Annotated in this window: 18 protein-coding genes and 2 pseudogenes; 13 read left to right on the top strand and 7 right to left on the bottom strand. The window is 68.7% G+C overall.

All coding sequences use genetic code 11. From position 1 onward, the window contains the following. Nucleotides 1–3: 3 nt before the first annotated feature. Nucleotides 4–342, bottom strand: coding sequence for a PadR family transcriptional regulator (locus OG595_RS00830; protein ID WP_329266769.1), 339 nt, complete (start codon nucleotides 340–342; stop codon nucleotides 4–6). Nucleotides 343–576: 234 nt separating this feature from the next. On the opposite strand from OG595_RS00830, the gene OG595_RS00825 reads away from it, so the two are divergent. Next, the gene (locus OG595_RS00825; RefSeq protein ID WP_329266767.1) at nucleotides 577–1,008 is read left to right on the top strand and encodes an effector-associated constant component EACC1; all 432 of its coding nucleotides are present in this window, start codon (nucleotides 577–579) and stop codon (nucleotides 1,006–1,008) included. A 2-nt stretch (nucleotides 1,009–1,010) separates the two neighbouring features. Further along, on the top strand, nucleotides 1,011–3,197 hold the full coding sequence (locus tag OG595_RS00820) for a caspase, EACC1-associated type (protein WP_329266765.1): 2,187 nt from the start codon (nucleotides 1,011–1,013) through the stop codon (nucleotides 3,195–3,197). Nucleotides 3,198–3,877: 680 nt separating this feature from the next. Here the strand turns inward: OG595_RS00820 and OG595_RS00815 are convergent. Beyond that, nucleotides 3,878–4,273 (bottom strand): hypothetical protein, encoded by a 396-nt coding sequence (locus tag OG595_RS00815; RefSeq protein WP_329266763.1) that lies wholly within the window; start codon nucleotides 4,271–4,273, stop codon nucleotides 3,878–3,880. A gap of 298 nt (nucleotides 4,274–4,571) precedes the next feature. Continuing rightward, nucleotides 4,572–7,766: an NB-ARC domain-containing protein gene (locus OG595_RS00810; protein ID WP_329266762.1), complete on the bottom strand. Its 3,195-nt coding sequence runs from the start codon at nucleotides 7,764–7,766 to the stop codon at nucleotides 4,572–4,574. Nucleotides 7,767–8,016: 250 nt separating this feature from the next. Between OG595_RS00810 and OG595_RS00805 the strand changes: the two are divergent. Continuing rightward, a pseudogene (locus OG595_RS00805) lies at nucleotides 8,017–8,175 on the top strand (transposase); the annotation flags it as partial. A 3-nt stretch (nucleotides 8,176–8,178) separates the two neighbouring features. Here the strand turns inward: OG595_RS00805 and OG595_RS00800 are convergent. Next, complete coding sequence (locus OG595_RS00800) at nucleotides 8,179–8,958, bottom strand: GntR family transcriptional regulator (protein WP_329266761.1); 780 nt, start codon at nucleotides 8,956–8,958, stop codon at nucleotides 8,179–8,181. A 105-nt stretch (nucleotides 8,959–9,063) separates the two neighbouring features. Here OG595_RS00800 and OG595_RS00795 point away from each other — a divergent pair, with 105 nt between their 5' ends. Both OG595_RS00795 and OG595_RS00790 read left to right on the top strand, forming a co-directional pair. After that, nucleotides 9,064–9,342, top strand: coding sequence for a DUF5362 family protein (locus OG595_RS00795; RefSeq protein WP_329266759.1), 279 nt, complete (start codon nucleotides 9,064–9,066; stop codon nucleotides 9,340–9,342). Between the two features lie 158 nt (nucleotides 9,343–9,500). Further along, nucleotides 9,501–10,826: a PIN domain-containing protein gene (locus tag OG595_RS00790; RefSeq protein WP_329266758.1), complete on the top strand. Its 1,326-nt coding sequence runs from the start codon at nucleotides 9,501–9,503 to the stop codon at nucleotides 10,824–10,826. Between the two features lie 24 nt (nucleotides 10,827–10,850). Here OG595_RS00790 and OG595_RS00785 read toward each other — a convergent pair whose 3' ends face one another. The 3 genes and pseudogenes from OG595_RS00785 to OG595_RS00775 all read right to left on the bottom strand — a co-directional run bounded on the left by OG595_RS00785 (nucleotide 10,851) and on the right by OG595_RS00775 (nucleotide 15,368). Then, nucleotides 10,851–11,507, bottom strand: a complete 657-nt coding sequence (locus OG595_RS00785; protein ID WP_329266757.1) for a DinB/UmuC family translesion DNA polymerase — start codon at nucleotides 11,505–11,507, stop codon at nucleotides 10,851–10,853. A gap of 163 nt (nucleotides 11,508–11,670) precedes the next feature. After that, nucleotides 11,671–11,778 (bottom strand): annotated as a pseudogene (locus OG595_RS00780) (hypothetical protein); the annotation flags it as partial. A 116-nt stretch (nucleotides 11,779–11,894) separates the two neighbouring features. Then, complete coding sequence (locus OG595_RS00775) at nucleotides 11,895–15,368, bottom strand: DNA polymerase III subunit alpha (RefSeq protein ID WP_329282550.1); 3,474 nt, start codon at nucleotides 15,366–15,368, stop codon at nucleotides 11,895–11,897. Nucleotides 15,369–15,624: 256 nt separating this feature from the next. Here OG595_RS00775 and OG595_RS00770 point away from each other — a divergent pair, with 256 nt between their 5' ends. The 8 genes from OG595_RS00770 (at nucleotide 15,625) to OG595_RS00735 (ending at nucleotide 22,510) form a co-directional block, all read left to right on the top strand. Beyond that, nucleotides 15,625–15,861, top strand: a complete 237-nt coding sequence (locus tag OG595_RS00770) for a hypothetical protein (protein ID WP_329266755.1) — start codon at nucleotides 15,625–15,627, stop codon at nucleotides 15,859–15,861. A gap of 46 nt (nucleotides 15,862–15,907) precedes the next feature. After that, nucleotides 15,908–16,270, top strand: a complete 363-nt coding sequence (locus OG595_RS00765) for an ATP-dependent DNA ligase (protein ID WP_329266753.1) — start codon at nucleotides 15,908–15,910, stop codon at nucleotides 16,268–16,270. A gap of 129 nt (nucleotides 16,271–16,399) precedes the next feature. Beyond that, the gene (locus tag OG595_RS00760; RefSeq protein ID WP_329266751.1) at nucleotides 16,400–17,548 is read left to right on the top strand and encodes a tyrosine-type recombinase/integrase; all 1,149 of its coding nucleotides are present in this window, start codon (nucleotides 16,400–16,402) and stop codon (nucleotides 17,546–17,548) included. 65 nt (nucleotides 17,549–17,613) lie between these two features. Next, the gene (locus OG595_RS00755; RefSeq protein ID WP_329266749.1) at nucleotides 17,614–18,717 is read left to right on the top strand and encodes a tyrosine-type recombinase/integrase; all 1,104 of its coding nucleotides are present in this window, start codon (nucleotides 17,614–17,616) and stop codon (nucleotides 18,715–18,717) included. 16 nt (nucleotides 18,718–18,733) lie between these two features. Next, nucleotides 18,734–19,084 carry a helix-turn-helix domain-containing protein gene (locus tag OG595_RS00750; protein WP_329266747.1) on the top strand — a complete coding sequence of 117 codons (351 nt, stop codon included), beginning with the start codon at nucleotides 18,734–18,736 and terminating at the stop codon, nucleotides 19,082–19,084. After that, nucleotides 19,081–21,498, top strand: a complete 2,418-nt coding sequence (locus OG595_RS00745) for a site-specific integrase (protein WP_329266745.1) — start codon at nucleotides 19,081–19,083, stop codon at nucleotides 21,496–21,498. Before OG595_RS00750 ends, OG595_RS00745 begins: the two co-directional genes overlap by 4 nt. Nucleotides 21,499–21,530: 32 nt before the next feature. Next, complete coding sequence (locus tag OG595_RS00740; RefSeq protein WP_329266743.1) at nucleotides 21,531–22,037, top strand: Imm21 family immunity protein; 507 nt, start codon at nucleotides 21,531–21,533, stop codon at nucleotides 22,035–22,037. 146 nt (nucleotides 22,038–22,183) lie between these two features. Continuing rightward, complete coding sequence (locus OG595_RS00735; protein WP_329266741.1) at nucleotides 22,184–22,510, top strand: helix-turn-helix domain-containing protein; 327 nt, start codon at nucleotides 22,184–22,186, stop codon at nucleotides 22,508–22,510. Nucleotides 22,511–22,680: the final 170 nt, after the last annotated feature.

Raw genomic sequence — 22,680 nt, 5'->3', positions numbered from 1 at the left:
ACTTCAGGCTCCTTGCGGATTGGTACCGGCAGCCCAGTCCGGCGTCGGGGCCGGCGGGCGCATCTGCTCGCTGAGCTCGGCGAGTTCGAGGCGGGCGGTACGCGCGCCCTCGCCGGTCATCGTGTAATAGCGGCGGGCGGGACGCCCTTCCGTCCTGGGGTCAATGTCCTCGTCCGCGCCGACGATCCATCCGGCCCGCTCCAGCCGGGTCAGTGCCGGATAGAGCGAGCCGCTGGAGACCTTGGCGGCCTCCATCAGCTGCATGCCGTAGCGGGGAGTCTGTGGAGCGGTGAGGAAGGCCTGGAGGATCCTCACCACGGCGGGCGTGAGCTTGAAGTCCATGCGCTGAAGCTACACCCTGCATCGGCACCCGACATAGCCTTCACCAGCATTGTCGCAACCCGACATAGGGTCGAGGTGTCGAGCGTTCCGAGATGGACCTGATTGCCGGCCTCTCAGTAATGGGCGGGCCGGAGTTCTTGGACTCGGTCAGTAGCTCCGACTGGCTGCCGTTCGTGGTCGGTTGACGCCACACTGTGAGATTCGGATCGCGACAAAAGCCACGGGGGCGGACGCATGCAGAACGATGCTTCGAAGACTGGCCGGCCAGCGGACAGGCAGGCGGACGATGCGATGGAGGTACTGCTTGTCGTGGCGCCCGATCCCCAGCTGGATCCGGAGGCGGCGGAGCGGGTGCCCCGCCTCCTGAAGGCCGAAGTTGCCGATCTGGACATCGAATCGATTCGTCCTGGCCCCAGCACACCGGTTCCTGATGCGGCGAAGGGCACCGATGCCGTCACTGTCGGAGCCATCGTGGTGGCGTTGAGTGCCTCCGGCGGGGTGCTCGCGGCGCTCATCGAGACCGTACGCGATTGGTTGGCCCGCTCGTCCGCGCGGCATCGCGTCTCACTGACCATCGACGGCGACACGATCGAGCTGGAGCGGGCCTCCGACGCCGAGCGGCGCGACCTGATCGACGCCTACATCCGTCGCCACACGGGCGAATAGGTATGGGTCGCCGCCTGGCGCTCCTCATCGCCACCTACGAGTACGAGGACGGTGGGCTGCAGCAGCTGACCGCGCCGGCCCACGACGCCGAGGCACTCGGCGCGGTGCTGCGGGATCCGGCCATCGCCGGGTTCGAGGTCACCCCCCTGGTCAACAAGCCACATCATGTCGTCGGCAGGGCCATCGCTGACTTCTACCGTGACCGGCGCGCCGACGATTTGACCCTGCTGTACTTCACCGGGCATGGGATCAAGGACGACGACGGCCGGCTGTATCTGGCGATGGCCGACACGAGCCGCAACGCCCTGGCGGACACCGCGCTGTCGGCCGAGCAGATCAACCGGGCCATGGAGAGGTGCGCCTCCTGGCGGAAGGTGCTGATCCTCGACTGCTGCTACAGCGGGGCGTTCCCGGACGGCTGGACCCCCAAAGCCGACACCACGGTGCAGACACTGGAGCGCTTCCAGGGCCGCGGCCGTACCGTGCTGACCGCGTCGGACGCGACCCAGTACTCGTGGGAAGGAAACCGGGTGCAAGGGCAGGCGGCGCAGTCAGTGTTCACCCGCTACCTCGTCCAAGGCCTCCGCGAGGGCAGCGCCGACCTCGATGGGGACGGCGACATCACCCTTGATGAGCTCTACAACTACGTCCACGACCGTGTCGTGGAGGAGATGCCGCAACAACGGCCCAAGAAACAGGACAACGTAGAGGGCCGCATCGTCATCGCAAGGAACATCAACTGGACGCTGCCCGCCCACCTGCGCCGCGCCCTCGACAGCCCCCACTCCACCGATCAACTCGGCGCCCTCGACGGCCTCACCCATCTCCACCGTGTCGGTAATGCACTGGTACGTGCCACTGCCTTTGAGGAGCTTCAGCGTCTGACCGGCGCCGACAGAGAACTCGTCTCGACCGCCGCCGCCGAGCGCGTGCGAGCCCTGCAATCGGGCTCGCCGGACACTGCGCCCGAACAACACAGGACACTGTCTGCGCCACCGCCCGCACGGAGTCTCGAGGCTCCCGCCTCCATTCCTCCTTGGGGGTCACGTTTCATTCCGCGCACCCGTCGTGCCAGGACCATCACTGCGGCCGCGACGGTCCTGGTTGTCGCGGCAGCCGTAGCTGTCCTCCAGATCGGCCCAGGGATCCTGCACGGCGCTCCCGGCAGAAGCGCCTCTTCCGGCTCCGCCAGCACCCTGTTGGAACAGCCTGCCGCCGTCCTCAGCCTGAGCCCCGACAAAACCGTTGAAGGTTCCGTCGACGACCTGGCGTTCAGCCCGGACGGCACATCCCTCGCCGCCGTCGGCTCCGGTGACCCCGCCGTCCGGCGATGGGATCTCAAGACCCGCAGGCCGCTCACGCCGCTCACCACCACCAGCGACGGCGTCAGCAGTGTGGCATTCAGCCGCGACGGAACGACCCTTGCTGTCGGAGCCACCAATGGCTTCGGCTCAGCCCCCACCGCACAGGTTTGGCGTCTGCCCGCCGGGAAGAGCCTCGCCACGACGAAGCCCGGCACTAAACAAGGGCGGTTCAGCGTCGCGCTCAGCCCTGACGGCAAGTTACTCGCGACCGGCGGCTCGGACGGCACACTCCGGTTGTGGAACACGGCCACAGGCAAGGCCCTCCCCACGCTGACCACCCTCCAGGGGAACTGGTGGAGTCGGTGCTTTTGCGACGTGGCGTTCAGCCCCGACGGCAAAACGCTCGCCGCAGGAGGTTCCGACAAGGCCATACAGATGTGGGATGTTGCCAAACGTAAGTTCCGGTACAGCTGGGAAGGACACACCGAAAAGGTGTCCACCGTGGCGTTCAGTCCGGACGGACACAAGCTCGCCAGCGGCAGCCCCGACGGCACAGTCAGGCTCTGGGACATGGTCGCGGGCAAGGCGATGTTCACCTTGCACGATCCGACACAAGGCACGGCGGTATCCGTGACGGGGGTGGCCTTCGACCCGAAGGACAACAACGTCGTCGCCTCCGTCAACGATCACGGCAAAGTGCTGCTGTGGAACCTGACCACGCACAAAACAATCTCCACCCGCACCGCAAACCACACTGGCCTGTCCTCCGTCGCTTGGTCCCCCGACGGCCGCACCCTCGCCACCGGCGACGAGAAGGACGCGAAACTGCGGCTGTGGGCGTACCGAGCAGTGGCGCACGCTCACCGCGAAGGCCGAGCAGCGTGAAGGGATCAACGACGGGCTGCGGCTGTCCTTCCGGCCGGACGCCGAGTTCGCCGGGCAGCCCGCGGCCGAGCAGGGCTGCTGCGCCTTCTTCGACTTCACCCTGCACCTGGCCCCCGATGCCCTTCAGTTGAGCGTGCGCGCGCCCGAGAGCGCAGCCGGGATGCTGGCCGACCTCTTCGGAGCGAGCGCATGACCACCGGTTCAGCTGCGGGAGAAGGGCTCCGGTCGCATCCGTGTCTTTCCCTCGGGAGGGCCGTTGGACCAGTGACGCGATGCACGCGTGTGCCGCTGGTCCCAGGTCCGTTCCGGCGTTCGGTCCGGGGCCGTCCGGTTGCCCGGTGGGTAAGCGGGACGGGAGACTCCGGGCTGTCATGGCAGACCTTTCCGGAGCCTCCCGTCCGTCCGGTACGGGATCAGCTGGCTGAACAACCCTCGTCGCGAGCGTGCCGGCGCGCTTCTTCGCCCGGGTCGCGAGCTGCGGCTGTTTCCGATTCCTTGATCAGTCGTTAGCCAGGCCGTGGATGATTGCGGTGGCGACGCTGCGCCCCTTGCGGCCTTGCTGGGCACCTACTGGCTGGCACCTGCGTTCGACGATCAGCGCGATACGGCGAGGCGTGAACAGGTCGCCGGTCTGCTGCCCTCCCGGACCGGCCGGACTGCCATAGTCGCGTTCTCCGCGGTCACCGTGGTAGCGGCGGTGGTGACGGTCCTGGTGTAGGCCGCGCATGGGACGGCGCCAGGCACCGGGACTGGAAGAGAATCTTCAGCAGGAGTGCGGGGTGGAGTAGTGCGGCCGGGCTGGAGAGCATATTCATCATCCGGACGTAGTGGATGAACAGCGTCGAATTGTTGGGGATGAGTTGCTGCCAGCGGTTCAAGTACCACTGGCCGGCGCGGACGAGTCGTGGGGTGGCACGATCTGGCTGCCATGCGCGGTCGGAGAGGGCGGCCAGGAACCATAGCCAGGCGGCGATTTGGGCAATCTTGCATTGGAATCGGCGTGGGAAGCCGTCGAGCGTGCGGGTCGTTGTGAGCATGGCGTCGAGGACGACTGCTTCCATCACGGCCACGGTCATTCCCTGTGCGTAGACGGGATTGAAGGCGCACACGGCGTCGCCCCCATGAGGTCCTCGCCAAGGAACAGGGATTCGCCCTCAGCTGCCGAGGCGAGAAGCGGGCTCGCCGTCGTTACTGACTTCAGCTCGGGTGAATCGTTGCGAAGTCCCTCCCCGGTGGCGGCCACACCATCAGCGCGAAGGAGTGCGGCCTCCTCCTCACACACATCACCACCGCCTCAGCGGAGGACGGCGCCCTCTCCACCCAACAGCCCGCCACGGGCTCCGCCCTCCAGCAAGCACTGGCAGCCGGGCTGATTCAGGGCCGGAAGTCGTAGACGTACAGCCCGCGTTCACCCCCGGCGGCCAGGGTCCGGCCGTCGGGGGTGAACGCAAGCGAGTGCACCGGCGCCTCGGTGCGCACCGCAGTGGTCGCCTGCTGCGCGCCGCGGGCCCAGATCCGTACGGTGGAGTCCTTGCCGGCCGTGGCCAGCCACTGGCCGTCGGGGGAGAACGCGAGCGCATGCACCAGCCCTGCGTGCGCGGCGATCAGAGCCCGGGTGCCGCCCTCGATCCATGTCGTCAGGTCCTGCTCATGGCCGCCCAAGAGCAGCGAGCGGAAGGCCGGTGTCCGCACAGGGTGGGGAAAGTGGCCCAGGCGGATGGTCCCGGTGGCAGGTTCCCACAGCCGGACCGCGTCGTCCTCGCCCGCTACCGCCAACCAGACGCCGTCCGGGGAGACTGCCAGCGCGGCCGCAGACGCGAGCTCGCAGCGGGCCCGTAGCTGACCGGTGGCTACCTCGCGGACCACCACGATGCCGTTCGCGCTGGCGCTGGCCACCCACGAGCCGTCGGGGCCCCAGGCCACCGCGCAGGTGGCCATGCCGTGCTCCCCGGCGAAGGTGTGCACGTGCTCCCCGGATTCCGTTGCCCAGAAGCGCACGGTGGCGTCGTGGCCCACCGAGGCCAACAGGGCACCATCCGGGGAGGCGGCCACTCCCGCCACCGGGTACGTCCAGCGGTCGTCCGGGAGCTCGTTGCGGGCGGCCAGGGTCTCCCACAGGCGGATCACACCGTCCGCCCCGCCGCTGGCCACCCAGCTCCCGTCGGGCGCGATCACCAGCGCCCGGACATCTCCCACGTGGGCCAAGAGGATGGCCGTACAGCGGCACGAGATCAGGTCGAAGAAACGGACCATGCCTTGCTCCCCGCCGTCGGCGAACCAACTGCCGTCCGGTGCCACGATGATCACCTGCACCCGACCGGCCGCGGTGGTGATGACCCCTGAGTCGAAGGGGTCGCTTGACCGCCACCACCAAAGGTCCCCGCTCCGGCAGGCGCTGACGAGGAAGCTGCTGTCCGGGGCGATCCCGATGGCCGTGACCGGGCCGGTGTGGCCCTCCAGGACCGCTCGGCAGGTCCACGTAGCGGTGTCCCACAGGCGGATCAGGTGGTCCTCGCCCGCCGCGGCGAGCCAGGAGCCGTCCGGAGCGAGAGCGAGCGCACTGATTTCCCCGACGTGCCCCGAGAGCGCGGTGCGGTGCGCTCCGGAGGGCGAGTCGATGATCTGTACCGCGCCAGTGCTCCCAGCGGTTGCGTACCACGCATGTGAGCGCACGATGAGCCGAGGCCAAGGGGCTGAGCCGGTGTCAACACTGGGCAGCTGTGCGCCGCTGTCCCGGTCCCACCGTCGTTTTGCCCCCCTCACATCCGTGCTGGTGAGCGTCGCGCCGTCGGCGGAGATCTCCAGTGAGCTGACCTGAGCACTGTGCCCCATCAGAGTGCGCAGCAGTGCAGGGTCCGGCAGGTCGGGCTGCGGCAGCCGGGCCAGCAGCGCGGGCTCCGCACCGGCCTGGAGGCGCTGCACCTGCATTCTCCACTGCGGGAGCTGCCCCAGCCGATCGTGCAGGATGTTGCGCAGGGCCCCGGCTGGCTCAACGGGGCCCAGGATGTGCGCGGCCCGGTTGATGTCGCGGGCCAGGGCCGCCGCGTCGGGGCCCGGGATCCGGGCCAGGTCTCCCCAGGGCCCGGCGGGCCCGCGCTGGTGCAGGCGGCGCTCGACCCAGCGCAGGTCGCCGGCGATCTCCAGGGCGCGATCGTCCTGCCCGCAGGACAGCAGGTGCTCAACCAGGTGGTCCAGTAGATAGCCGTCGGTCAGCTGCCACGCGTGCGTGCCGGGCGGCAGTGCCGCGTCCACCAGCACCCGGTGCAGTCGGCGCAGCTCTTCAGGGCCCACCTCCTCGCGGAGGAAGTCGCGGAGCACGTCGTGGAGGCCAAGCCGGCCTCCGTCCGCCGGTTCGCCGGAGACCAGCGAGAGCCCGTTCAACTGCCCGCACAGGTTCCGCGTCTGCAGCTCCGTGAGCCCGCCCGTGGCCGCCCACAATCGGACGACCAACGGCACCGGAATGGCATCGTCCTCCACGAACACGGCCAGCTCGGCCAGCCGCCGTGCCCCGCCCGTCGGCAGCAGCCCGGTGGCCGCTTCCACCGTGGCTCGTACCGCCTGCGCACGTCGCGCCGGATCGTCCAGGTCCAAGGGCTGTACGGGCGCGCCGGGTATCAGTCCGTCCACGGCGGCGGGCCCGCCCTCACGCAAGGCGCGCAGCGCCTCGGCGGCCGTGGCCGCGGGGTCCGCGCCGGTGGCCACCTGGCCGACGATCAGCCGGTTGGTCAGCCGCAGCAGTAGTGCCCAGCGGCCGGTGACACACAGCAGTCCCTCGACGGTCTCGGCGGGCAGCGTTGGCAGCTCCCGGGTCAGGACCGCCCGCGCCTGCTCGGGGGACATCTCGTCAACCTGCAGCGGGACCGAGCCCTCGGGCAGCAGTCCGGGCACCCGGGTGGTCACCAGCCGTACGCAGTTCCGGCGGCCGATCAGGAACGGGGCGAGCTGCTCGGCTTCCCACACATCGTCTAGTACCAGCAGGGTGTGCGGCCTCTGCTCCATAAGTCGCCCGAGGTGCTCGCCGGCGTGGCGCGGATCTTCGTAGGTCTGGGTGTCGCCGGTGACGAACCGGGTCACCTCGGCCACCTTGGCGGCGATCGCCGACCGCCCGCGGACGTCCCGGCCGATGGTGACCGTGTACACCCGGCCTTTGAAGCGGCGGCGGACCTTTCGGTCGGCCGCGACGACTCTGGCGAGCGTGGTCTTGCCGAAGCCGCCGGCGCCCTCGAGCGAAATGGTGATGCCCACGGTGCCCGGGCGGGGGGCGCAGACCGCCGCAACGGCCTGCCGGGCCTCGCCGCGGTCAACCACCCAGTCCGGGACCGGTACGGCCGGGGGAGGAGGCGGGTCCCCGGCCACCACGGCGGAGCGCTCCTGCCGCCAGGCCGCCACGCCCGCCACCAGTACGGTCGCGCCCGTCAGGCCGACCACCCACCACCAGGCATAGCGACGCAGCCAGTCCAGGATCGGCCAAGGGGCCGACCCGGTCGCCGCGTTGGCGGCCAGTGAGATCAGGATGGCCAACACGGCCGAACCGCTGGCCAGCAGCACCCCTTTGACAGCTCCGCGCATCCGCCACCCCCGGACAGGACCTTACTGACCTTGGTGCTTTAGCGTCTGAGTCTTCGTCGGACCTGGTGACAGAGCCCGTCTTGGCTGGTAGCTCGGAAGCATGCGGTATCCGGACGGGGCAGTTTGACCGCCGAGCAACGCAGGCGCCGCGAAGAGATGCACACGCGGGCCGCTGACCTCTTAGAACTCCTAACGAAATGATCTTCGAGGTGGTTGGATCACTCCGGGACCATTGATCCGGGGGTGCGGGGTGGCTCGGCCGAAGCCGTGGGAAGTCGATGACGAGTTATGGGCGGTGGTCGAGCCGCTGCTGCCAAAGGTGGAGCGCCGAGCTTGCCATCCCGGGCGGAAGCGGCATCCTGATCGGCTGGTGTTCCAGGGCATCCTGTTCGTGCTGCATGCCGGGATCGCGCTACCGGGCCTCGTCAGCAGGCGGGTCGACGGCGAACTCGTAGGTCACCTCCCAGGCACGGTCCGAAACGATGATGTCGGCGGTTTCCACCGCGCGGCCGTCGGGGGCGTAGTACGTCCGCTCGATCGTTAGAACCAGGTCGCCGGCGGTGAGACCGAGCAGCGCAGCCTGTTGTGGGGTGGCGCGGGCTGGCCGCGGGATCTCTACCCAGGTCTCGATGTCGACGCCGATGGAGCGCATCCGCTCGACCACGCCCTTGCCGGCGAGCGGGCCCATCTCGGGAAGCAGGATGGGTGTGCCGCTGGTGATGGCCATGGGCTCCCAACTCAGGGAGAGTTGGGCGGGTTTGCCGTCGGCGAGGAACTCGTACGTCGTGTGCACGGTCGGGTCGCCAAGCTCAATGCCGAGGCGCCGGGCGACGTTCTCCGGGGCGGGCACGCGGGCCTCGGAGGAGGCCTCCCAGGTTCCGTTGCTGCCGATCTCGTACATGTCAGCGCGGAAAGGACTGCCACCGCGGCGTTCGCGGTGCCGGAAGCGGATCATCCGGCGCCGCTCGCGGGGAGGCGCCACGTAGGTTCCTGACCCCGTACGGCCCTCAAGGAGGCCTTCGATGATGAGGCGCTCCGTGGCCCTTTGCATCACGTTGGCGCCCACACCGTAGTGCTGAGCGAGCTGCGCCCGGGAGGGCAGCCGCGCACCGGCCTCCCACTCGCCCTCCGTGAGTCGACGCCGCAGGTCGCTTGCGACCACCTGGTACGGCGGCGGCTCGTCGTTGCCCATGCGCGGACTCCGTACTGGTCGGCGGCTGTCACGGGTGCCGGATTCCCGGCTCCCGATTGACAAGTTAATGCATCAGGTGCGACCGGCGTCGCGGCCGGTGCGGCGGTGGGCGGGGCCGGTCTCCTGGGCGTGCTGGGCGGGATCGGAATGATCGTCTTCGGGGTGCTTCTGACGCTCACGATTATCGGCGCCGTCATCGGTATCCCCATGATCGTGGCAGGAGTGGCTGTCCTCACGGGAGGTGCCGCGACGGCCACCGCCGGCGGCGCGGTCGGCGCAGCTGGAATGGCGGTCGGGGTCGGCGGCACTGCCTCCCACGACCAGACGCTGCGGCTCCAGGCCTGGACCGACGAGACAGGACGCATCATCGTCAAAGGGGCCTGAATGCCCGCCGGCGGATCAGGCGGACCAGGCCAGAGAGTTGCTCTCGTCAAGGCGACTCGCCAGGCGCGAGCTGCTTCTCGGGATATCCGGTGCGGACCTCTTCGCGGCCTGGGACTCTTGGACCGTACTGAGCATTGAGGGACACGGAGCCGCACGCCTTGATCATCCTGGACACAAACATCCTGCGGAGCTTCAAGCTCGACAGCGTCAGCGCGGAACTCCTGAAGACGATCCGCACCGCAGAAGTCGAATCCGTCGGAGTGCCGTGGGTCGTCCTGGAAGAACTGGCGTCACACCGGACAGTGCCGTACCGGGAGAAGCACGAGGCCGTCACAGAGGCCGTGGAGAGCTTCAGGAAGGCCACCCCGTGGCGGGTTGTCACTCATCTCCCGCCGCTCGACCTGGAGCGTTTTCAGCAGCATTGGCGGGACCAGTACCTTGAGATCGTCGACGAGATCCCGACGAGCGAGACCGCGCTGCGCGAGGCAACGTTCCGGGAGGCGAACGTCCTCCCGCCCTGCAAGGCCATCGTCGTCAACGAGCGCGACAAAGTGAAGACGGGAGGCCGGGATGCTGCGATCTGGCTGACGGCCGTCGAGTATGCGCGGGCCCACCCCGAAGAGAAGGTCTACTTCGTCAGCAAGAACACGAAGGACTTCGGGGAAGGTACGGAGTACCCACCGCTGATGGCAAAGGACTTGGAAGGGCTAGAGGACCGGTTCGTACACCTCACCTCCCTTGGCGAGGTCTTGAAGAGGTTCACGGTGGCGGCCGAGGTCGACGAGGAGGAAGTGCGCGCGGATTTCTCGAATCTGGAGAACCTCAAGGCGATCAGCGCCGATGCCTTTCGGTTGATGGCCGTGTCGCAGGAGAAGGTCTGGTTCGGTGGCGGGCCCAAGTTCGAGGGGGCGATGGCCTTCCTCGCGGAAGACCTCGGAAGCGCCGAGTTCGAAATCGTCACCACCGAGCCGGTGCAGATGCTGGGCTGGGCCGGTGTTCCCACCGTCGCGTTCAGCAGCGTGGGCGAGCTGAGTGCGTACCGCATCGGAGACCACGTCTGGTGCGCTGCGACGGTGCGGTGGATTCTCAGCGGTCCCGCCGTCCTGGACACGACGCACCGTATGGAGATCGTCGGGTGTGTTTGGGAGACTCGCGTCCTCGCGAGTACAACGAACACGGACTCACGGCCAACCATCCTGCGCAGTCAGGCCACGCGTGCTCCCGGTGCGTCGGAGTTCCGCGCGTCTGCCCCGCCTGCCACGGTGCTGGCGAAGCAGTTGGAGCAGGCCAGGCAGACGCCCGGCCTGGCGAAGATCGCGCACAGAACTGCTCTGACCACACTCGCACACCGGCTTACCCATCTCACCAGGCTGGAGAGGACTCTGGCATCTCAGGACCACATCCATTGGTTCCCAGTGCCGCAGGAAGGCGACGACATCGACTTTCGAGGCACAGAGCCGCCGGAACGCGATGAGCGGGAGTAAGCCGTGTGATGGCTGGCCAGGCAGTCAGGGCTTTTCCGGCCCGGGCCCTTGCCCGGCAGCACGGCGACGACCGAGAGCGGGCGTGGCGGCGAGGGCGGCGGGGTAGAGCACCGGGTGCCCGTAACGGGCACGGGCACGATCGGTAACGGCTTCGATCGCGAGGGGCTTGTCGTCGCTCACGTCGAGGGTGAGCTGACGGGTGGCCGCGCCGGCGGGCCGAAAAGCGTCGGCACGCAGCGCGATGCTCCGCACCCGCGCACGCTGGAGCCCGAGGGATTCGTAGACCGCGTACGCCGCGCGGGCCAGGAGCACGGTGTGCTGAGTCGCTTCGGACAGGACACGGCTGCGGCGGGTGGAGCTCCGGTCGGAGTAGTGGATGGTGCAGGTCAGCCCGCTCGCGATCTGGCCGGAGGCGCGGAGACGGGTACCGAGGGCGAGCAGGGCGCGCCGGTGGGCAGCTGGGTCGAGTTCGTCGCGGTCAAAGTGGTGCTCGCTGCTGATGCTCGCTGGGGTCGGGGTGGGATTGACGACCTGGGTGTCGCGGCCCTGGGCGCGCTCGTGGAGGGCGCGGCCGGCCCGGGCGCCGAGCAGACGTTGCAGCGTGAGCTGGGGGATGTCGGCGACGTCGCCGACGGTGTGCAGACCGTACTCGCCGAGCGTCGTGGCGGTCCGTGCGCCCACACCGGGCAGCTCGTGGACCCGACGTGGTCGCAGGAAGGCGGCGATCGCCTCGGGGGGGGGGGGGGTTGTCGACGACGGTGCGCTGCCCGGGAGGGGTGAGGGCACAGGCCATGGCGGCGAGCATCCGGTTGGGGGCGCACCCTGCCGAACTGCGCAGGCCGAAGTGGGCGAGCGCACGCAGCTGGACCAGCTCGGTCAGGCCGCGGGCATCCCGCTTCCAGTACGGGATCGCTCCAGTGAGGTCGAGCGCAGCCGAGTCCTGCTCGATCATCTGCACGCGGGGCGTGACGCTCTCCAGCAAGCGGCGTAGCCCGTGAGGGAGTTTGGCGTCATCGCCGTCCGGACCGGCGAAGCGGAGGTGGAGGATGTAGCGCCCGCTCATCGTGATCAACCCGCGCTTCCGTGACTCCGGTCAAAAGGACCCAGCCGACGCAGGTCTGCGGAACGGGTGCCGGCGGGCTGGAGGTCGGCATACGGGTGGAGGCGGGCGCCCGCGGTGCCGTCGGCAAGGGTGCGCTGTGGTTCTGCCGGTTGGGCCGGGGTGGGGGCGGGGTCGGTGCGGTCGAGCAGGTCGAGGGCGGCTTGGGGGCCGTGGTCGCGGCGGGCGGCGGCCACCTTGTCCAGGTCCCAGGCCATCTCGCCGAGCACCGTACGGCGCGTGCCGCGGGATTCGACGGTGCCGCGTACGAGCAGCAGACCGGAGTGGAACACGGTGTGCGCGCAGGCCTCGTGGGAACTCTCGAGGAAGGCGAGATCGACTAGGCCGGTGCCGTCCTCCAGGGTCACGAAGATGATCCTCTTGCCGGACTGGATCGGTGGGGTCTGGGTGGAGGCGCGGACTCCGGCGACCAGGACCTTCTGTCCGGGGATCATGCCGCGCAGGTGCGCGGCGGTGGTAGCGCCGAGCTCGATCAGCAGCCGGTGGTGGTGCTCCATCAGGTGATGGGTGACGTCGATCTGGAGCGTGTCCAGTTCCGCGCCGAGCTTGTCCCGGTTGGTCATCTCGGGCAGCCCGCTCGGGGTGGAGGTCACCAGCTCGCCGCCGAGCGGTAGTTGGCCGTCGGTCGCGGTGCGTGCGCGGGACTGCCGGTGGAGTTCGGTCGCCTGCAGCAGGAGATCTCGCCGGGTGAGGTCGCCCGGGGGCGGACCGAGCGCGCCGATCCGGATCAGACGCTGCGTGATCGGCAGGGACGGGCGGGCACGCAGCCACAGGTCCTGCAGACCGGTGTAGGGCTGGCCGGCCACGAGGCGCGAGACCTCGCCCTCGCTGATCCCTTTGACGGTGGAGAAGGCAAGACGCACGCCCCAGCCCTGCTCGGTCTGTTCGACCACGTGCGCCGCGTGGGAGTGGTTGACGTCGACCGGCAGGATCGGCACACCGTGGCGGCGGGCATCGGACACGATCACCCGTCGCGGCCACATCCCGGGGTCGTACTCCAGGAGCCCGGCGTACAGGAACGCCGGAAACCGGGCCTTCAAAAAGGCACTCTGAAGTGCAGGAACAGCAAATGCGACAGCATGGGCGCGGCAAAATCCATATGCTCCGTGGCTGGAGATCGTCTCCCAGACCTCGTCCAGCACGGCCGTGCTGTAACCGCGTTCACCGGCCGTACGGCGGAACCACTCCTCGACGCGGGGGATCCGGTCGGCGTCGGCGAGCGCGCGGCGTGCGTACTCGCCGGCAGCGCGATCGCAGCCGGTCAGCTGTGCGAACGTCGCGATGATCTGCTCGTGCCAGATGGTCACGCCGTACGTGTCCGACAGGATCGGTTCCAGATCGGGGTGCGCGTAGCGCGGCGCAGCGCCGTGCCGGGCCGCGATGAAAAGTTCGGGCATTCGCCCGCTCACAGGTCCTGGCCGGAACAGCGAGATGTCGGCGATGACGTCCTGCATGTGGCGGGGCTGCAGCCGGGACAAAAGATCTTGCTGGCCCGGCGACTCCAATTGGTATAGGCCAATCGAATCGGAGGCCTGGATGAGCTCGAAGGCCAGCCGGTCGTTGAGGTCGACGTGGTCGGGGTTGTCGAGATCGAGGACCCGCCCGGTGGCCCGGTGGATCTCCGCGACCGCGTGCGCCATCGCGCTCTGCATCCGGACGCCCAGGACGTCCAGCTTCAGGAGGCCGTAGCCGCCAAGCTCGATGTCTTCCTTGTCCGCCTGCACCATCGGGTAGCCGGCCGGGGTCGGCTGCACCGGCAACCTGTCGAGCAGGCTCACGTCGGACAGGATCACCCCGCAGGGGTGCATGGCGTAGCCGCGGGGCAGCGCATCCAGGCCTTCGGCGAGCTCCCACAGTGGTCCGAACTCCTTTACCCGGGAGGCGAGTTGCCGCAGTTCCGGCAGCTCGGCCAGGGCGCCACGGATGTCCTTGGCCCTGATGTGCGGAAAACTCTTGGCGATCTCGCCCACGACCTGGGGCGGAATCCCGAGGGCAAGCCCGACGTCACGAAGGGCGTGCCTCGCCCGGTACGTCTCGGGCATACCGGTGACCGCGGTCCGCTCCCGCCCGAACCGGGCGATGATCGCGTCGTACACCTCCAGGCGCCGCTCGGACTCGACATCGAGGTCGATGTCGGGCAGCGTCGTACGACGCTCGTTGACGAACCGCTCGAACAAGAGGTGGTGATCAAGAGGGTTGGCCGTAGCGATGAACAAGGCGTGGTTGACCATGCTCCCGGCTCCGGATCCGCGGGCGGCGACCCGGATTCCCAGCGCCCGGGTATCGGCGACCACCTGGGCCACGGCGAGGAAGTACGCCTCGAACCCGGCGAGCCAGCCGATGACTCCTAGTTCGTAGTCGAGCTGCCGTACGGCGCGCTCGTCACGGTCCAGGCCGCGGGCGACCATCCCCGCCTCGCACCGCTGGCGCAGCAGCCGGAGCGCCGAGCCGGCCTCCGGGCCCGCGCCCACGACGGACGGCTCGGGAACGTGCGGCCTGCCCAGGCCGAGGTCGGCCGGGGTGAGGGTGCAGGACTGGCCGGTGGCCTCCGTCTCGGCCAACAGGCGTACGGCGCGGGCGGAATCGTCACCGACGGCCAGGGCGATCCGCTCGGCCACCGCCGTCATGGCCGCCGGGTCCTTCAACCACCGCTCCTTGCCGTCCAGCTGGCGACGGTCGATGGGCCTCAGCAGCCGGGCCGCGTCGAGTACGTCGGCCAGACGGTGCTGCTCGGGGTCGGCGTAGCGGACCGCGTTCGAAAGAATCACGCGGACGCCGTGCTGGTCCCCCAGGCCAAGGGTGCGCGCGGCCAGCCGCAGCGAACCGGCGCCGGTTCCCTGCCGCTCCAGAAACACAGTCTCCAGCCGCAGCCGCTCGCCGGCCAATTCCCGCCACGGTGCGAGCAGTTGCCCGGCGACGTCGGGACGGCCGGCAGACAGAGCCCGCACCGGCTCGGAGGACGGACCGAGCAACACCACCAGGTCCCGGTCGGCGTACGCGCGCAGTGTGTGCCAGGACACGACCGGCGCCGTGCTGTCGGCCTCGGCGTGCGCGGCGGACACCAGGCGGCACAGCCGCGCCCACCCGGCCGCGGACTGCGCGAGCAGAGTGATCCGCAACGACGGCTCCACCACGTGGGCGCCGCCGCGAACGGGCGTACGCGGCCGGCTGGCTGTCGGGTCGGGCGGGACGGTGGGGGCGACGGCGACGTCGACACCGAGGACAGGTCGGATGCCGGCGGCCGTAGCCGCCTTGGCGAAGCGGACCGTGCCCGCGACGGTGTCCCGGTCGGTCAGCGCGAGCGTCGTCATCCCGCGCTCGGCGGCGCGCTGCACGAGGGCACCGGGGAGGGAGGCGCCGTATCGGGCGGAGTACCCGGAGGCGACGCGCAGATGAGTAAATCCACGCCTCTCACCTCCGATTTCTCGCGTGTCCCTCCCTGACCTGTGACCTCTCCAGGTATCCACAATATTGGAAATCGCACAAGTGTGCGAACGAGTGGCGTGATGGTGTTCCACACCCAGCAGCGACCGCAAGAAGTGGGAGGCCCTTGAATCGGCGGCCCGACACCGTTCGTGTGACATGCGTCTCACTTGGCGATCCGATCCTGTAAAACGCTCTGCAACTCGGCGGAAGGGGTGAAGCCGGCGACTGTCGCCAGGCCTCAGAAAGGAAGGAATGCCCCAGCTGCTCCTCAACCTCGCGCTGCTCGCCGGCATCGTCGGCATCGCGGTGATCGTCCTCACCTCGCTCGCGGTCGACGCCGGCGACGAACTCACCGAGCACCAGGCCCGCGTCCTGTCCGCCGCGCTGAAGACCATCGAGCACGTCGCGATCGCCTACGGCACCGCGCTGGCCGCCCAGGACACGCCGCTCACGCTGGCTGTGAAGGCGGTGATGTCCCTCCTCCGGTAGTGCTCGTCCGCATGCGCGACGGCCGCGGGGGCCGGAGTCTGATCGTGTGGACTTCCCCGTCGCCGTTGCACTCGCCGAGTTCGTCCCGACCCTCCCGGTCGGGACGAACTGGCGCTACGAGCCCAAACTGGACGGTCACCGGACGGTGATGTGGAGAGAGGAGACCACGGTCCGTCTACAGGCTCGGTCAGGCAGGGACGTCACGCCCGTGTGGATGGATCTCGCGCTCGCGGGACTCGACATGCTCCCGCCGAACACCGTCCTGGACGGCGAAGCCGTGATCTATACGGGCGGGAAGATCGATTTCGCGGCCGCGCAGTCGAGAGCCGCCTCCACACCCACCCGCGCCCGCCGCCTCGCCGAGGATCTCCCCGCCCATTTCGCAACTGGAGTACGCACGGGTTCCTGAGTGGGGACCAGGGGCACGATCGGGCGAAGTCAGCAGGTAGGAGACCCGTGTTCGAGTCGTCCCTCAAGGGTGTGAGATTCCCGCAATCACTCGCAGATTCTGCGAGTGGCACTCGTAATCTGCGGGTTCATGGGGGAATCCGAAACCCGTTCCCTGACCCCTGGACGCGATGCGGTCGGCCTGGCGGAGGTCTTCTCTCTCCATACCTACCGGAACCGTTCGGGGCAGCGGGACGAGCGGTCGTACTTCTTCGACACGCTCGCGGAGTACCAGTGGGCGCGGGATGCGGCAGGGTTGATGCCGTCGTCGATTGACCAGCTGGTCAAGCCGGTGATCGAGCTATGCGAGCACTACGACGTCGTGCCGTGGCAGCTCACGCCGGCCGCGTTGGACCGCTACTTCGCTGGTCCGGGCAAGCGTGCCCGGTCGACGGTCCTTGCGAAGATCAGCAAGATCGACGCGTACTTCGCGTTCCTGGAGCAGCGGTACGCCGGGGAGGTCCATCGTCTGTTCGGGGCGGTCGTCGAGTCTCCGGTCGACCCGTTCAACCGGCCCCGTCACCGCGGCGACTTCGGGTTGCGGGTGCCTCCTTCGCAGCGGGCGATGCGGGAGTTCTTCACCGCGTGGCGGAATGCTTTGCCGCAGGCCCGTAAGGAGGCGGTGGCATGCCGGGACTATGTGATGGCGAAGATCGCCTACGTGTCCCGGGTGCGGGCTGCGGAGCTGTGTGGCGTAACGCTCGGGGACGTGCACTGGGAGTCGGGCCGCTGGGGCCGATATGTGGTCCAGGGCAAGGGAGCCCGCGGGTCCGGTCCGAGGCCGCGGGAGGCATTCCTGTTCGAGGAGGGCCGCGAGCTGCTGTGGTGGTACGTGGAGGAGGTCCGCGGCCTGTTCCAGGACGACCCGGAGCATCCGGCGGCGCCACTGTTTCCCTCCGAGCGGCTGCCGAAGCCGGTGGCAGCGCTGAACCTTCCGATCGCGCCGGCCATCGTCCCGGCGACGTTCCGGCGGTCGCTGAAGTCGGCGTCGCGGCTGTATCTGCCGGGGCCCGTGCCGGAGTTGTTCCCGCATCTGCTGCGGCATGCGTGCGCCACCCACAACTACGAGCGCGGCATGACGTTGTGGGAGGTGCAGCGGATGCTCGGACATATCTGGACGACTACGACGGTCAATTACCTGAACCCTCGGGAATTGCATCAGGCGGGTGAGAAGCTGCAGGTGGCCTGGTCGATGCGGGAAGTGGAACGAGTTCGTAGGGTCTATGGACTGGCTTCCTGAGCAGGCATGTTGCCGAGCTGATCCCTTCTGATGCATGATCTGCCCTCCAGAAGGGAGGGTCTGGAGTGGTGCATCAACGCAAGGTGGCCCTGGCCGGGGCGGCTCAACTGGAGCTCGTCTCCGGGGTGGTCCAGCTTCGCCCCGAGGACGCGATGTTCGACGCGATGCTGCGGGGTTGGCGGGCTCAGCAGAAGTCGCGAGGGCTGAAGTACGACACGATCGACCCGAGGGAACGGCTGATCCGCCGGTTTCTGGACTTCACGAACGAGTACCCGTGGCGATGGACACCCGCCCACCTGGACGAGTGGTCCGCCTCGTTGACGAGCGAGAAGCACTTGGCGCCGTCCACGGTCCGCAGCTACCAGGGTATCGTCCGGCTGTTCACCGAGCTCCTCATTGACGCCCGCTACGGCTGGGTCCCGGTCTGCGAGGAAGCCTTCGGCACCTTCCCGGTGGCGATCTGCCATGAGTGGAATACCCTCCCTCACCTGCAGGATTACGAGGGCGACCCGGAGGCGAGGCCCTTCACGCGGGAAGAGCTGCAGCTCTTCCTCGACTACGCCGACGACCAAGTCGAACGAGCCGTACGGGCGAAACGCAAGGGAGTCCTCGCGGCCTACCGCGACGCCACCCTCTTCAAGGTGATCTACGGGTGGGGACTTCGGCGGACTGAGACGTCCAAGCTCGATGTGGTCGACTTCGGACGCAACCCGCAGGCCCGCCAGTTCGGCCGGTACGGCACGCTCAACGTCCGCTACGGCAAGGCGAAGAAGGGCCAGCCGCCGCGTCGGCGGAATGTGCTGTCGGTGATGGACTGGGCTGTCGAGGCGGTCGCCGACTACGTCGAGAACGTCCGGCCGCGCTTCGGGTTCCCCGATCATCCGGCTCTGTGGATCACCGAGCGCGGTGGCCGCCTGCAGCCCGGCTCGATCAACGACCGGTTCGAGGCATACCGCGACGCTCTCGGGCTGACGAAAGAGCTGACCCCGCACAGTCTGCGGCATTCGTACGTCACACACCTGACCGAGGACGGGGTGGACCGGCGCTTCATCCAGCAGCAGGTCGGCCACGAGTGCGACAGCTCCCTGGCCATCTACACGCACGTCAGCGACGACTTCATGAACACTTCCCTGCACAAGGCACTGGCCCCGGCGTTCGCCGGGGCCTGACAGGAGGGATCCGGCGATGGCCGCCAAGCTCGACTACCACTGGCACCTGCGCAAAGTCATGGCCGACCGCGGGATGTTCTCCACCACCGACCTCCTCCCGCCACTGAAGGAGCGAAGCATCACGCTGTCCACGAGCCAGGTCTACCGGCTCGTCGTCGAGCGACCGGAGCGGCTGAGCCTGAAGATCCTCATGGCCCTGCTCGACATCCTCGACTGCACCATGGACGACCTCATCGAGCCGATCGCGGCGGCCGGGGCCGTGAAGAAGCCGAAGAAGGCAGCCGCCAGCGGCTCGGCACCCGACGCGGAGGGGCTCGGCGGACTGCGTCCCAAGCGAGCTCGGATCAGAGGAGTTGACCGGCCTTGAGCACGGGTGACCTGCTTGATCGCGCCGTCACGGACCCGATCGGCCTGATCACAGACCTCGTCACCGATGTCGAGAAGGACCTCGGCGCCGAGAGGATCCGGGCCGTGGTCACCGCAGTCGCGGGCGGCCGAGCGAAGTCGCGCCAGGTGGCCAGGGCCCTGGCGATGCGGTCCGCCGTCCTGACCGACGGCCGGTCCCCGGCACCCCGGGCGATCGGTGATCTGCTCATCGAGCTCCGCAAGGTCGGCGCCTCGGCGATCGCGGCGCCGGTCTGCGTGGAGTGCGGCAAGCAGTTGCGAACCCTCCAGCGCAGAGGCCAGGACTGGTACTGCTCGGTCTGCGGACAGGAGAGAGCCGAGTACACCGTCTGCGGAAACGTCCGACGCGTCAGCTTCCGGGACCGCAAGGGCCTGCCGCGCTGTTCGATGTGTCCCGACAACGACGACCGTGATCCAGCCGCGGTCGTCCACGAACTGATCACCGCGATCGCCCCGGGCGCCGACCGTGGTGCGGTCGCCGACGCCCTCCGCCGATCGGCACCCGGCCGTCCTCACTATCGCCAGAGAGTGGTCTGGGCCTTGGAGGAGAACCCTCGTCTGCTGACCGGGGAGGGCTATCTGGCGCCGCATCGTGCCATCCTGCGGTTCATCGACCTGCTGCACGAGGCCGGTGTCGCCGGGATCGTCCGGCCCGCCTGCCCTCGCTGCCACCGGGTGGTCCGCATCGACAAGCCGCTCGACGGGCAGCGGGTCTGCCGCAACTGCATCGCCAAGTCCCGTTTCGAAGAATGCGTACGCTGTGGTGCCCGGCGTGAGCCGGCCACCCGCGACGCCGAGGGGCGACCGCTGTGTCCGAGCTGCCTGGTCAAGGACCCTGCGAACCTGGAGACCTGCATCGTCTGCGGTGAGTCACGCATGGTCAGCACCCGCACCGCGGACGGGCCGATCTGCCCGAACTGCCGTCCCCTGCCCATCCTGCTTTGCTCGGTCTGCGGCCGCACCGCACCCTGCATGCTCTCGAAGCTCACCGGCCTGCCCCGCTGCGGCGGCTGTGACAGGCGCCAAGGCCACTGCACCGTCTGCGGACGAATGCGCGGCATTCACTCCGGCACCGCCGACGCCCCCGTCTGCGGCCCCTGCACCACGCCGGACGCCGAGCTCTGGCGCCCCTGTCCCACCTGCGGACAAGCCGAACGGCTGCACGCGCCGGGACCGTGCCCGCGCTGCACCCTCAAGCAGCGGCTCCACGAACTCCTCGCCGATGACACAGGTTCCATCAACCCGAAGCTCCAGTCCCTTCACGACGCCCTGGCCGACACCGAGCGGGCCGGCACCGCGATGCGCTGGCTCTCCAAGGGCATCGTCTCCACCGTCCTGTCCGATCTTGGCTCCGGCCGCCGGTCTCTCACCCATGCGGCCCTCGACGAGCTCCCTGAAGGCAAGGTCGTCGAGCACATCCGCAGCGTCCTCGTCGCCACCGGAGTCCTGCCCCGGCGGGACGAGCAGATGGTCCGTCTCGAACGGCACGTGAAGGACCTCGTCACCTCCCACGCGACGACCGAGGGACGGAAAATCCTGCACCGATACGCAACATGGCACCTCCTGCGCCGGCTTCGCCGACGCAGCCGCGGCAAGGAGATCACGCACTACCAGCTCTCGGGCGCACGGCAACATCTCCGAGCGGCCGTTCATCTCCTGGACTGGCTCGAGGAGCAGAATCTGACCCTTTCTACCTGTCGTCAGACCGACCTTGAACGCTGGATGACCAGCGACGATGCCCGCCATCGCCGGGAGGCAGGACACTTCGTGCGATGGGCCCTTTCCCAGAAGATCACCCGCAATCTCAGCTTCCCTGCCGAGCGATGGAACGGCCCCTCCCAGGCAATGGACGACGAGGCTCGCTGGGAAACCGCCCGTCGCCTGCTGCACGACGACACTCTCAAGCCCGAAGACCGCCTGGCAGGACTCCTGTTGCTCCTCTATGCCCAGTGGCCCGCGGCGATCTCTCGCCTCACCGTCGGCCACATCGAGGAGAAGGACGGAGCCGTTCACATCCACCTCGGCGCCGTTCCGGTCGAGCTTCCCGCACCCGTCGCTGACCTGGCCCGACTACAGGTCGCGGCCCGCTGCAGCCATGCCGTCCTCGGCCGGACAGAGTCACCCTGGCTTTTCCCCGGCGGCCAGCCCGGCCGACCAATCAGCGCCTGGGCCATGGGCGAGAGGCTCCGCAAATTCGGCATCCGGCTCGCGGAAGCCCGCTCGACCGCACTGTTCCAGCTCGCCACCGAACTGCCCGCCGCAGTCCTCGCCCGCACCCTCGGCATCGACATCACCGTCGCCGTCAAATGGCAGCGAGCCGCCGCCGGAGACTGGGCCGCCTACGCAGCCGAGATCAGCCGACGCAACAACTCATGACCCTCATCCTTACCAGCTGAACGGAGATCGCAATGTCACACACCTGGGTCACTTCAATGGGCGGGCCCCTGATCATGATCCCGGAATCGGCATGCCAGTACTGGACCGGCTCCCCGCCCACCTACCCTGATGACGAAGGGGACTACGGTCGCGCCTGCTCAGTCGAGGACCTCATCGGCATCATCGAAGTAGGCCCCACACAGGCACTCGTGCTTGGCGACGATCCCGCAGCCACTACGTTCCTCCCCGAGCACAGTCTCCTTGTCCGTCAGATCGCAGGCGACCCCGACGTCGACTACTCCCCAGCCGTGGCGGAGCTCCTTCCACAGGTGGTCTGGGACTCTCGCGTCGAGTGGACCGTCCAGGAGCCGCTGGTCCTCTTCGACTCAGTCCACGACCACACGGAGATCGAGAGTGAAGAACACCTTCACATCGCGCTCGCTCCGGAGCGGTACATGGTGGAGGCCGCTTACGCCGAAATCCCCGACGAAGCCTCCCTCATCCTGGTGCGTTTCGCCCCTCACGGGGCAACCGCCTGAGGGTTTGACCGGGAGGCATTCAGGCAGTTCCAATACCCGACTCCACCATTAGCAACGGCCCAGGCCGATCCCGAGCAGGCGGACCGCTGGCGGCAGTCGGCGGCGCGGGCCGGGCAGCGGCTGGTCGCGGATAGGGGGAGTCTGAGGTGAAGTGGAATCTGCGCTGGGCGGCCGCCAAGCGCGACATCTGGCGGCCGGTCGACCTGCAGGCGGCGTTCGCGAAGGTGGGGTTCACGCCGTCGCTGAGCAAGGTCGCCGCCCTGTGGGGCGGCACTCCGGTGACGGTACGGCTGGACGACCTGGACAAGATCTGCGCGACGCTGGGATGCACAGTGGCCGACCTGATGGAGGCCGAGCCGGTGGCTGCCGCCGGGGGCCAGGAGGAGCAGGAGCGCGCGGTCGGCGACGAGGAGGGGCCGGTGCGGCCGGTGCCGCGCCGGGACGGCCCGCGTCGGCTGCGGCCGCCGAACTGACGGTGGGGGACGCAGTGAGGGTGCGGCAGTGTGGGCTCTGCCTGGACTGGGGCGTGTCGCGTCTGTGGGACGGACTGTGCTGGAGTTGTCGTGGCTGGCTGGAGAACCGGCGTACGGCGCGGTGCCCGCGCTGCTGCCGGGTCGGGGCTGTGGACGGTGACGGACTGTGC

It is taken from the genome of Streptomyces sp. NBC_01451, from assembly GCF_036227485.1.
Lineage (GTDB): Bacteria > Actinomycetota > Actinomycetes > Streptomycetales > Streptomycetaceae > Streptomyces.
Note: the sequence above shows the minus strand (reverse complement) of the source record. Positions and strands in the feature narration are given on the sequence as shown.

What these genes read in the sequence shown, in the direction of transcription:
- OG595_RS00830 (WP_329266769.1), bottom strand. Translation starts at nt 342, where the DNA reads ATGGACTTCAAGCTCACGCCCGCCGTGGTGAGGATCCTCCAGGCCTTC.
- OG595_RS00820 (WP_329266765.1), top strand. Translation starts at nt 1,011, where the DNA reads ATGGGTCGCCGCCTGGCGCTCCTCATCGCCACCTACGAGTACGAGGAC.
- OG595_RS00760 (WP_329266751.1), top strand. Translation starts at nt 16,400, where the DNA reads ATGGGGGAATCCGAAACCCGTTCCCTGACCCCTGGACGCGATGCGGTC.
- OG595_RS00770 (WP_329266755.1), top strand. Translation starts at nt 15,625, where the DNA reads ATGCCCCAGCTGCTCCTCAACCTCGCGCTGCTCGCCGGCATCGTCGGC.
- OG595_RS00800 (WP_329266761.1), bottom strand. Translation starts at nt 8,958, where the DNA reads ATGGGCAACGACGAGCCGCCGCCGTACCAGGTGGTCGCAAGCGACCTG.
- OG595_RS00815 (WP_329266763.1), bottom strand. Translation starts at nt 4,273, where the DNA reads ATGACCGTGGCCGTGATGGAAGCAGTCGTCCTCGACGCCATGCTCACA.
- OG595_RS00825 (WP_329266767.1), top strand. Translation starts at nt 577, where the DNA reads ATGCAGAACGATGCTTCGAAGACTGGCCGGCCAGCGGACAGGCAGGCG.
- OG595_RS00740 (WP_329266743.1), top strand. Translation starts at nt 21,531, where the DNA reads ATGTCACACACCTGGGTCACTTCAATGGGCGGGCCCCTGATCATGATC.
- OG595_RS00750 (WP_329266747.1), top strand. Translation starts at nt 18,734, where the DNA reads ATGGCCGCCAAGCTCGACTACCACTGGCACCTGCGCAAAGTCATGGCC.
- OG595_RS00810 (WP_329266762.1), bottom strand. Translation starts at nt 7,766, where the DNA reads ATGCGCGGAGCTGTCAAAGGGGTGCTGCTGGCCAGCGGTTCGGCCGTG.